Here is a 10,864-nt window from a genome sequence, read left to right on the forward strand (position 1 = left end):
CCCTCCCACTAGAATGAACCGCGTGAGGCTGGGAAAGCCCGGCACCACGAACCGAGGGGGGAGAGCACCATGTCAGGCAGCGACAAGCTGGAGTCCACCATCCAGGTGCCACGCGAGGACCGCAAGGGCGCGAAGCTGGTGCTGGAGCGGCCCACCGGAACCCTCAACACCGTCGCCATGCGACTGGTCATCAGCGGGAAGATGCAGGGACAGGACCGCCGCCAGCTCCACGCGGACGTCTTCCCCGGCGCCGTCACCGTTCCCCTGCCCGATGACTTCCTTCCCACCGCCGCCCAGGGTTGGGTGCGCGCGGTGCTCACCGTGGCGGACCCCGTGGGCATGGGCGCCCAGTTCCTCCAGCGGGCGACGCTCGTCTTCGAGAAGGGCCAGAAGGAAGCCCTCTGGGACGACTTCTCCCTCCAGAAGGGCGCTGGCGCTGACTTCATCACCCTCACCTGGACGGTGGTGGAATGAGGGCGCTCCTCGCGCTGCTCCTCCTCTGCGCCTCCACCGCCAGCGCCCAGGACGGCGGCACCCCGGACTCGGGGACCGTGGAGCTGGACTTCCCCAGCATCCTCCGAGGGGGCTCGGAGACCGCCGCGGGCCTGGACATCGCCACCGCGGGCGAAGTCGTCCACCCCTCCAACCCCTCCGCCCTCGTCGTCAGCCTGCGCGGCGTGGGAGCGGTGCTCGACGGCACCCAGGCGTCCTTCGCCCTCCAGCTCAACCCCTACCTGCTCACCGACGGCTTCGAGAAGCTCTACTCAGAGGCCGTCGCCGCGCGCAACGCGTCCGTCATCACCCGCCTGCTCCAGGACACCGCCATCACCCTCGGCATCGGCCAGGACACGCCCTACCCCGACGGCGTCCCGGAGAAGGGCCGCTTCGCCACGGTGATGGCGGGCCTGTCCGTGGATGTCCTCGGCGAGCGCGGCATCTACGGCGCCGCCTACAACGCGTGCATCCAGCGCGTCCTCACCGACCCCAGCCTCTACGAGTTCCCCGACAAGCCCCTGCCCGGCGACTTCGTGGACCCGGCCGACTTCGAGAAGGCGCTCGGCGACTACCGCCTCGCCATGGAGGCCACGCGCCAGGCGGGCATCGCGAAGATTCGCCAAGGCCTCCCCGCCTGCACCCGCGAGACGCGCCAGGCGTCCACCGCGCTCTTCGTCTCCGTGGGAGGCCGCTGGGTGACACCCGGGCTCAAGTCCCACGACGGCGACGGTGTCGCCATCCAACGCGGCTTCGGCGCGGCCACGGTGGAGCTGTTGAGCAGCGCGGACTCCAACCTGGAGGCCGCCATTCAAGTGCGCGTGCTCCAGGAGCGGCAGCGCCCGGAGCTGTCCATGGACAAGTGGGTGGACGTCGGCCTGTCCTTCGGCGTCGCCTCCCAACGCTTCCAGCTCAAGCTCGAAGCCACCCAGTCACTGTTGAAACTGGGAAACACGGACCAGAGGCGCGCCAGCGTCGTGGCCACCACCCGCGTCACCGTGGCCGAGCGCTTCACCGTGGGCCTGGGCGTGCAGGGCCAGGGGGAGGACATGGCGGACGCCGTCGGCCAGATTCGCCCCAGCCTCGTGCTCGACCTGGCGGAGCTGCCCACGCTGCTGCAACCACTCCCGGCGCCTCGCTCCTGACGGCGCCGGGATGCACCGCGGGGTCCGCTAGTTGAGGACCTCGTAGTACAGCGACAGGTACCTGGTGACCTGCTCCGCTTGCGGCAGCAGCTCCGGCAGGTAGCGCTGGAGCGCCTGCCGCGTCGCTTCCGCGAGCCTCGCCTGACTGCCCAGGTGCTCGCGGACGTAGGGCTCCAGCCGCTGGATGAGCTCGTAGTTGCTGGAGATGTTCTCCGCCCGCATCGCCTTCTCCAACGGAAGCTCGTTGCGAAGCGGAACCGCGGGCAGCAGGCGACTGATGAACGTCACGCGGTGGAGGATGCGCCAGCACGGCGGCGCCTTCTCCGACTGCCTCGCCTGCCTCAGCGCCAGCGCGTTGGGCTCGCTGGACTGCTCCAGCCAGATGGGGTCGATGACCTTGCGGAACAGGTCATCGAAGTTCCGCCGGTCCGTGTCCAGGTAGAAGCTCATGAAGCGGTACGCATCCACCTTGCCCGGCACCAGCACCGGCTGGTTGTTGCCGTCGTAGACGGGCCCGTTGTCGTCGTACTCCTGGATGTTCGCCGGCAGGCCCAGCGACAGGTTCAACCCGAAGGAGCGGCTGGCCTCGCTGCTCTTCGCGCGGGTGAAGGTCTGCCCTCCCCCGAAGGCCGCATCCACCTGCCCTCCCACGGTGATGCCAAAGAGCTCCACGTTCAATCCAACATGGAGCTCGCCCGACACGTTGAAGGAGAAGTGTCCATTGTGGCTCTCCGTCACCACGTCCGTCGTCTCCGTGGTCTCCGCGAAGAAGCCGCCCTGCACCGTCCACACGTACGTGTTGCACAGGTTGCGCTTGGCGAAGGCGCGCGCCGTCGCCTCCGTGTCTCCCGAGGGCATCGCCGGCTCCGGCACCTCGCCAATCACGCTCGCCAGCACCCGCGAGGCATTGTCGACCACCTCGTTCACTCCGGCCTGCACCAGGTTGCTGCCCGTGGAGAAGGCCCGGTAGCGGTGCAGCTCCCGCTGCTCCTCCTGGAGGATGCGGCGCTTGAGGGCGTAGGCCTCGCGCGGCTTGTAGTAGGAGTACTCGCCGTAGCCGGCGGCCATGGAGTAGTCGGGGTCCATCACCTTGCCCGTCGATGAGAAGCCGATGCAACCGTCGAGCGTGCCCTGCTTGGTGTAGAGCGGATTGATGGGGAAGGTGAGCAGGTTCCAATCCCTCGGGATGTCGGGGTTGGGCACCATGCGGTAGCCCACCAGCGCGCGGTTGTGCTCCAGGCGCAGTGAGTACACGTCCGCCGTCTCCGACTGCACCAGCGCGAAGCCCACGTTGGAGGGGACGATGCGCCGCTCCATCTCCGGGCCCCGGGGCGTCTTCGTGGACTCCCAGTTCCCCACCAGCGACACGGCCATGTTCCGCGACATGCGCTGGCCCCTGCCCTGGCTGCCCTCGTTCACCCAGCCGCCGGACAGCTCCGTGCGCAAGGAGAGCCCCGCCTCCACATTCACCTTCGCCATCGGCGCGGACGTGCCGATGCCCATCGGCGCGGTGATGAGCTTCACCTCCAGCTCGGCGGCGAGGAGCGAGCTGAGCGTGAGGCTGCCCATCATGCTCGACTCCGCCGAGGCGGAGACGGTCGTCATCACATCATCGGCCTGGACGAACTCCACGCGGGACAGGTCCGCGGGCACCTCGCCGGTGTACTCAATCACGCCCGCCGTCAGGTTCTCCGAGGGCACGGGCGGCGCCCCCTCCACGTAGCCGATGACCTGCGGCGCGAACTGCGCCTGACTCACCCACTCCGTGACGAGGTTGCCCACCTTGTAGCCCGTCACCAGGTACCACCCGCCGGAGTAGATGAAGGAGTACGCGCGCTTCATCGTCCCGCGCATGCCTCCCGTCGCGTCCCGCTGCAGGTCTCCATACTCGGCGACGCCGGGCATGCCCTGGATGGGCGCGTGGAACGGCGTGCGCACGCTCGCCAGCGCCGAGCGCACCCGGGCCGTGTCGTTGGACACCGGCGCGGTGCTCAACTGGGGGACGGGGCGGTTGACCGCCCGAGGCAGCTCCAGGTGGTTGCCGCGCAGGCCATTGTCGTTGATGCGCGAGGAGTCCGGCCGCGTCGAGTCCAGGTCGAACGTGTAGTACGCGACCAGGTCCGCCTTCTCACCCTTGAGCCGGGTGAAGAGGTTGTCGAGCACCTGCTCCTCGCTGCGCAGCGTGTCCCAGATGCGCACCTCCTCCAGCTCGCCCTTGTAGGGGGCCTGGACCTTTTCGCCGTTCCACACACCGCCCAGGCTCAAGCCCGCGCCCACGCGGGGGAGGCTCGCGACCTCCGTGCTGGTGGAGGAGAGCGACTGGAGCGCGATGCCCTTGCCATTCACATACATCCAGACCTGACTGCCCGCGGGGTTGGGGGACTTCACCCGGGTGGCGCCGCGCAGGCGCGCTGGATACGACTCGCTGTCGTCCAGGGTGACGTTGCCCTCCCGTTCCGGGAAGCGCCACCGCGCCACCAGCCCGGAGTCCCGAGGCTTGAGGGCGACTCCGAGCTGCGCGGGGTCCAGCGCCCGGCTCCACACGCGCACCTCGGCCAGCGTGCCGGTGAGGCCGTAGGTGTCCGTGCCCTCCGTCATCTTCCCGATGAGGAACGGGCCCGCGTGGCCCCGGGGGTCCGCGTCCGTGTACTGCGAGCCGCCCTCGTCCCGTCCATCGATGTAGAAGCGCAGGTCGTCCCACTCCTTCACCTCGATGCTGTCCAGCACCTCGAAGGACTGCCCCGCGATTTCCCGCGTCACCTTCTTCTCGGTGTGGCTGGTGCCGGCCTTGCGCACCACCGCGACGCGGTGGAACGTGTTCTCCTTCACCTTGCCCGTGGAGAAGACCTCACGGCGCGAGCCCTTCGACTCGAAGGTGAAGGACAGCCGCCCGTCCTCGGTGATGCTCAGCAGATACGGCACCTCCTGCCCGCTGCCGTCTCCGACACCGCCCTTGCCCACCAGGGGCTGGCGCCGGCCCAGCGGCCCCACGGCGAGGAACACCTCCAGCGTCAGGTCCCCGGTGAGCTGCAAGGCATCCGCGTGGGCCACCTCCAGCCACGCCCCCGGGCGGAGCTGGACGCCCCAGGACTGCTGGAAGGCGAACGCGACATGACGCCAGCTCCCCACGGGGAAGGACTCCTGGCTGATGACGTAGGAGTCGCCGACGCCCGCGAGCAGCCTGAAGCCCGCGTCGATGGGCGACTTCACGAAGGTCGGAGTCCCGCTGACGTCGCAGTGGAACTGGCGTCCCGTCACGTCGCGCACCCGCGTGTCGTTGAAGCCCCAGCACGCCAGGAGCCCCGCCTCGCTGCCCTGCATGCGCAGGCCCTTCTTCTGCTCGATGACCGTCGCGGCCAGCGCGCTGTTCCAGACCCGCACCTCGTCCAGCGCGCACGTCGCGGGAGTCGCCAGGGCCTCGTCCTCGACCTCGTCGCCCAGCCCCCCCAGGCCCCACGCGCCTTCGCCCGTGTAGTCCTTCCCACGCGTGGAGCGGCGCACCTCCTTGCCGTCGCGGTAGAGGATGACGAGGCCCGTCAGCGCCTTGAACGTGAAGGCGTAGTGGTGCCACTCCATGTCGGCGACGGAGGTCTCCACCAGCGCCACGCCGTTCTGCATGGACAGCACCAGGCTGTTCTGCGCGTTGAGGACGAGTGACAGCCGGTCCCCGTCATCCGAGTGGGTGGACCCATGGAACAGCACGCACCCGGGCACGTTGTTCTTCGTGCGCTTGAGCCACAGCTCCACGGAGAAGTCCTTCTTCGCCAGCGGCAGCCCGTCCCCGCAGCGCACGTACGTCTCGCCATCCAGCGACAGCGCGGAGCGCACCTCCTTGTCCTTCCCCTTCACGAGCGAGAGCTGGTACTCCAGCGGCGCCGACGGACTGACCAGGGAGTCCAAAGGCGACGTCTCGAAGGTCGGCGTGCCGACGTACGTCCCGCCCGACTGGCCCCCTTCGAGCGCGATGTCCCGGGCCTCCTCCTCCACGAAGTGCCAGCAGGCCAGGAGCCCCGACGCGTCCCCCTCCACCCGGAGCGCCTGGTCGGCGACGATGGACTGGACGTCGCGGGCATGGTCCCACACGCGCACCTCGTCCACGAGGCACGTGGACGCGGTGGTGATTTCCCCGTCGAGCACCTCCGCGCCCAGAATCAGCTCGCCCTCTCCCGAGTAGGCCTCCGACAGCGTCTTGCCCGCCACCTTCTTGCCATCCAGATACAGGACGGCCTCCCGGCTGTCGGCATCGTGGGTGAGGGCGACGTGGTGCCACGTCGTGTCCTTCACCGCCGTCGACGAGGTGAGGGTGTCCTTGCCGAAGCGGCAGACCAGCTTCCCGCTCGCGTCGAAGGAGAGCAGCAGGCGCTGGTTCACCGTCGTGGACGGGACGCCTTGGGCGAGCAGCGTCTCCGCCACGGTGGTCTTCTTGCGCATCAACCGCGCCTCGAGCGTGAAGTCGACGCCGGCCAGCACCAGCTCGTCCCCGAAGCGCACGTACGTCTTTCCATCCAGCACGAGCGCCAGGTTGCTGGACTCCGACGTGCGCGCCGCCGGGGCACACGCGAGCACCACCGCCGACGCGTCCACCGACTTCGGCATGAGCCAGGCCTCCAGCGTCACGTCGCCCTGGAGGGCCAGGGGCGTCGTGTCCAGTCCGGCCGGCGAGGCCACGTAGTGTTGGAGCCCATCGAAGGAGAGGTCTCGCCCCGGGACGTCGCCGTGCCAGCGACCCGACGAGGTGCCCAGCACCTGCTTCGCGGCGCCGTTGACCAGCGGCTGCGTGGAGAGCGTGGGCACCGGACGCAGCCACAGCGAGCCCTTCGAGAGCAGCGCGCCCGGCAGGTCCGACGTCGCCCGCGAGTAGTCATAGGGCAGGAAGCGCACGCGCTGGCCAGCGGTGAGCGGGCCCTGGGGCGCGACCTTCACGGTGAGCTGCGTGGACTTGGGGGGAATGGCCTTGTTCACCTGGAGCACCTCCGAGCCCACCTCGATGCGGTCTCCGTTCGCCAGGGAGCGCTGGGTGCCTTTCGCGAGCGTGAGCGTGGTGCCGCTGTGTGAGGCCACGGTGCCCAGGAACTCGGGGTGGGCCTGTCCGGAGAGCACCTCCGCGAGCAGCTTCGGCGCGCGGGGCGCCTCGGGCCAGACCTCCGTGTATCCGCCGGCCTTCAAGGTCAACGCGCAGCGGTCGTTGCTGGAGCCGTTGGCGAGCGTGACGTCCACGGCTCCCAGGTCCGTGCCCGCGCTGGTGGCGACGAGCGTGAGCCCCTGCGTCGCATCCCCGAGCCGCACCACCTCGCGGGTGACGGAGGGCTCGTAGTAGGCGGCCAGGAATTCTCCGTCGACCGAGCCACGGAAGTAGAGGATGACCTGGCCGGTGGAGCTGTCGAGGAGGAAGGGCGTGGAGGACGTCTCCGCGAAGGCCAGCAGCGCGCCCGCCACGGGGAGCCCCCGGCAATCCACGGACAAGAGCTTCATGCGCAGGGACACCTCGCTGCCCTTCGCGCCCAGCGTCAGTCGCGCCAGCTCCATGCGCGCCTCGGCCTGGGTCTGCTCGGCGGCGGTCCGTTGCAGCTCCAGGTCCGCCAGCTCCGTGCGCGTCTTGGCGCGCAGCGCGGCCAGGTTCTCGCACGGCTCGACGGACACGATGCGGCAGGCGGAAGCGGACGACCCCAAGGCCTTGGTGAAGCCCAGCGTTCCGTTGGATGAGCGCTGGAGGTACTCGTCCTTGTGGGCCGGGTGACCACTGCCCGCGTTGACCACGCGGAGCGCCTGGTAGTGCTCCGTCGCGCCCGTGCGCATCCAGGTCCAGTTCGTCTTCGTGGTTTTCTGGACGAAGCCCGTGGACTGCCACTCCAGGTACATCTGGCTCTTTCGGTTCTGGAGGAGGTAGCCGCCCTTGTCCGGAGAGGGCACGAAGCGCCACTGACGAAACTCGGTGGCCATGGCGGCGTTCTGCGCGGCCGCGGTGACGGGGGAGCCGTCGCGGACCTCGGTGACGCCGATGTAGTAGTCGTCGCTCTGGATGTGGAGGTGGAACCAGTACAGGTGAATCAGGAGGTTCCCATCGGGCGTGGGTTTCTCCAGGGCGGCCAGCAGCTTCCGAGCGGCGATGAGCTGGGCGTCGAGGTCCCGCACTGAAGTTTCCGCATTGGAGAGGTTGGTCTCGGCCTTCTTTATCTCCTTGTCCGTTCCATTCTTCTCGGGGGCCGCGAGCCACGGCAGCGTGGCGACGTCCTGCATCTGCGCGAGGTGGCCGTCCTGGGACACGGCGAAGTCGAGCACCGCGGCGTACTCCTGGCGCGTGGGGCTGCCCTTGGGCGAAGCCCCCCCTGTCGCGAAGGAGAGCATCACCCGGGCCTGTCGCTTCTGCGGCTCCCCGCTCCGACTGTCGCCGCTGCCCGTCGTCTCCTGCTGGTAGTAGAGCAGCGCCGCCATGCCGGAGGTGACCTTGCGCCCCTTGAGGGCGAAGCTGTCCCGACGCAGCGAGGGCCGCTCACCCACCGGCGCGCCCGACGTCACCCAGGTGGGCCCGCCCGTGGCCGTGCCGTGCTGGAGGTTGTCGGTCTGGTCATACAGCGTGACGCCCCTGCCTTCGTCGAAGCGGTAGTAGGCGACGAGCCCCGGCTCCTGGCCCACCAGCCGGAAGCCCTTGTCCCGCGACAGCTCCGCCGCGTCGCGCACGCGCTCCCAGAGGCGCACCTCGTCAATCACGCCCGCGAAGCACTCCGAGACCGTGTCCTTCGTGAGGGCGGCGCCGATGAGGAGCGCCTGCGTCGTGTCGGCCTCGAAGGTCAGCGCCGTGGAGCCGGAGGGCGCGCCGTTCAGATAGAAGCGGGCCGTCGCACCGTCATAGGTGACGGCGATGTGGTGGAACCTGCCCGCGGTGACGGCGTCCGTGGACGTGGCGGTGACCGTCGTCCCAGAGACCTCATGGCGCAGGCGCAGCTTCCCATTCGTGAGGATGGCCAACTCGTAGCTGCCCGCCCCCGTGTCGGATTGTTTGCGCAGCAGCGTCAACGGCGTGGCCCGTCCAGTCGCCGTCGGCTGGACCCAGAGCTCCAGCGTGTACTTCCTGCCCTTGAAGGCGAGCGCCGGTGAGGCGGGGATACGCACGAAGTCGTCCGTGCCGTCGAACGACAGCGCTGCCTCGGCGAAGTCGCGCTCCGGCAGGAGCGGCACCAGCTCCTCGTCCGTGAAGGGGCAGGTCCCTGGGGTGCGCTCCAGGACGGCGCCCTGATATCTCGGGTCGGGACTGGTGTAGAGCAGCGAGCCCTGCGTGTTGAACAGCCCGTCCTCGGCCTGCTCCACGTTGAAGGTGTCGATGCGCTTGGACACGTCGTTGAGGCAGAAGAACTGCCAGCGGCACAGGCCGGCGATTTGCGTGGGCAGCAGGGTGACGGCGAAGCGCCCCTTCGTGGCATTGCGGATGAACGACAGCTCCTGGGTCGGCTCATGGAAGGGTCTGCCATCCATGTCCTCGGTGCCCAGGGTGTCCGTCTGGCTGGCGGGGAGCGTCCTGTGCCGGCTGCGGCGATAACGGACCTCCATGCAGGGCTGGAGCTCCGAGCCGGACAGCACGAAGCGGTCGCACAGCACGGTGTCGCGCGTCAGCGGAACCTTGGAGCCGTCCTCCGCGCGCACGTAGTCCACGCGAGAGCGGTCCGCCGAGGACCCACCCCCGCTGAGCGCGAACACCGCGTCCGGGTGCACCTCATGGATGGCCTGACGGAAGAGGAAGATGTGCTTGCCATCCGAGAGGACCTGGAACGGAACGGCCCCCGTGGTGAGTCGGGCGGTGGTGGAGAGGAAGGGGTCCATCTCCTCGGCGGACAGGTCCTCGGAGGCCCCCTCGCGTCCTCCCTTCTTGACGACGGGCATGCGCGTGGCGCCCGCCGTCGCGAAGCCGACCTCTTCGATTTCAGAGGGGAAGCGAAGGACGGAGGGCTCCTCGCTCCAGTAGTTGACGTCGAGTTCGCCTCGGGCCTCGTCGGGAGTGTCGAGCGCGAGCACGGAATAGTGGATGACCCGTTGCGCATCGAGGGCGAAGGAGACCACGGTGCCGTTATGCCGGACCATGGTGGTGAAGTAATAGGTTTGGTCGACATACGTCTTCATCAAACGTTGGTCTGGCATGAGCTGGGTTCCTGAAGACGCGCGTCCGCGAGCGTCGGCGCGCGCTCCTGATGTGATGGCGGATGTGGGGTGCTGAAGTCAGCGCATGAGCACGCATCGTGCCGACGTCCGCCGCGCGGTATCCGTGCCAATCAATTGCGCGCGAACACGGTACGACGAAGCGCTGACACGTCAGCGTGAGCGGCGTGTTCGTGTTCGCGAATCACTGACACGTCAGCGTGAATGACGTGACGCGAGCGCCGTCGATGCGCGTTGCCCCGGGTCTGGAAAGGCCCTCCAGGCGAGGCAATGACACCCATGGATGGAGCGTGTCTGTCTCAGGTGAGGACTACTCGCCAGGCAGAGTCACCGCGTACCGCGTGAGGTCCTGCGGCGTGTTCACGTTCACCAGCGAGCGCAGCGACGGGTCCACTGCGCGCAGCGTGGACTCGGGCAGCAGTCGCGCGCGGAAGCGTGAGAGGAGCTGACGCAGGGACGGGTCTTCGGACAACGTGGCGCGCCAGACCCGCGCGAGCGCGGCGCGGTACACGGCCAGAAGGGGCTCCACGCGTCCGCCCGCCTCGAAGCACACCGCGTCCACGTCGTCACCGCGCGCGTCGAGCAACACGCGCAGGACATCGGGCGAGATGAACGGCATGTCACACGCCACCGCCACCACCCAGGGAGTCCGCGCCGCGGACAGCGCCGCGTGGACTCCACCGGGTGCGCCCTTGTCCGGCACCACATCCGCCACGGTGCGCAGCGCATAACGCGCGTAGGGTTCCGGCGAGTTGGCGACGAGGAGCACCTCTCCGAAGAGGGGCGTCAGCGCGAGCATGCGCGCCAGCACGGTGCGGCCTTCGACTTCCAGCAGGCCCTTGGGCACGCCGGAGAGGCGACGCCCCTGGCCTCCCGCGATGATGGCGAGCGTCACGTCCGGATACGCGGTGTCCATGGCTCGTGTCTCGCCCTCCCCTGGAACGTCGGCACTTGCCCCCGGCCGCGTGCGACGCCACACGTTCCATCCCGAGTGCCGTGAGACACGCACTCACGAGAGCCTTCACGGGAGAATGCCACACCTAGCGCGGAGAGGTGAGCGCGGCCCCGCACTTCGAGCC

The 10,864-nt window shown here is 68.9% G+C and carries 4 protein-coding genes; 2 read left to right on the forward strand and 2 right to left on the reverse strand.

Features of this window, described 5'->3' with window-relative positions; all coding sequences use genetic code 11:
- Positions 1-69: 69 nt before the first annotated feature.
- Positions 70-474: a hypothetical protein gene (locus G4D83_RS31455; protein WP_163868555.1), complete on the forward strand. Its 405-nt coding sequence runs from the start codon at positions 70-72 to the stop codon at positions 472-474.
- Positions 471-1,637: a hypothetical protein gene (locus tag G4D83_RS31460; RefSeq protein WP_163868556.1), complete on the forward strand. Its 1,167-nt coding sequence runs from the start codon at positions 471-473 to the stop codon at positions 1,635-1,637. Before G4D83_RS31455 ends, G4D83_RS31460 begins: the two co-directional genes overlap by 4 nt.
- Positions 1,638-1,664: 27 nt before the next feature.
- Here G4D83_RS31460 and G4D83_RS31465 read toward each other — a convergent pair whose 3' ends face one another.
- Both G4D83_RS31465 and mobA read right to left on the reverse strand, forming a co-directional pair.
- Positions 1,665-9,767: a LamG domain-containing protein gene (locus tag G4D83_RS31465; protein WP_163868557.1), complete on the reverse strand. Its 8,103-nt coding sequence runs from the start codon at positions 9,765-9,767 to the stop codon at positions 1,665-1,667.
- Between the two features lie 328 nt (positions 9,768-10,095).
- Positions 10,096-10,701, reverse strand: coding sequence for a molybdenum cofactor guanylyltransferase (gene mobA, locus G4D83_RS31470; RefSeq protein WP_163868558.1), 606 nt, complete (start codon positions 10,699-10,701; stop codon positions 10,096-10,098).
- Positions 10,702-10,864 lie beyond the last annotated feature (163 nt).

This window comes from Myxococcus eversor, from assembly GCF_010894455.1.
Lineage (GTDB): Bacteria > Myxococcota > Myxococcia > Myxococcales > Myxococcaceae > Myxococcus > Myxococcus eversor.

Coding starts and splice junctions, on each gene's coding strand:
- G4D83_RS31455 (WP_163868555.1), top strand. CDS start 70: ATGTCAGGCAGCGACAAGCTGGAGTCCACCATCCAGGTGCCACGCGAG.
- G4D83_RS31460 (WP_163868556.1), top strand. CDS start 471: ATGAGGGCGCTCCTCGCGCTGCTCCTCCTCTGCGCCTCCACCGCCAGC.
- G4D83_RS31465 (WP_163868557.1), bottom strand. CDS start 9,767: ATGCCAGACCAACGTTTGATGAAGACGTATGTCGACCAAACCTATTAC.
- mobA (WP_163868558.1), bottom strand. CDS start 10,701: ATGGACACCGCGTATCCGGACGTGACGCTCGCCATCATCGCGGGAGGC.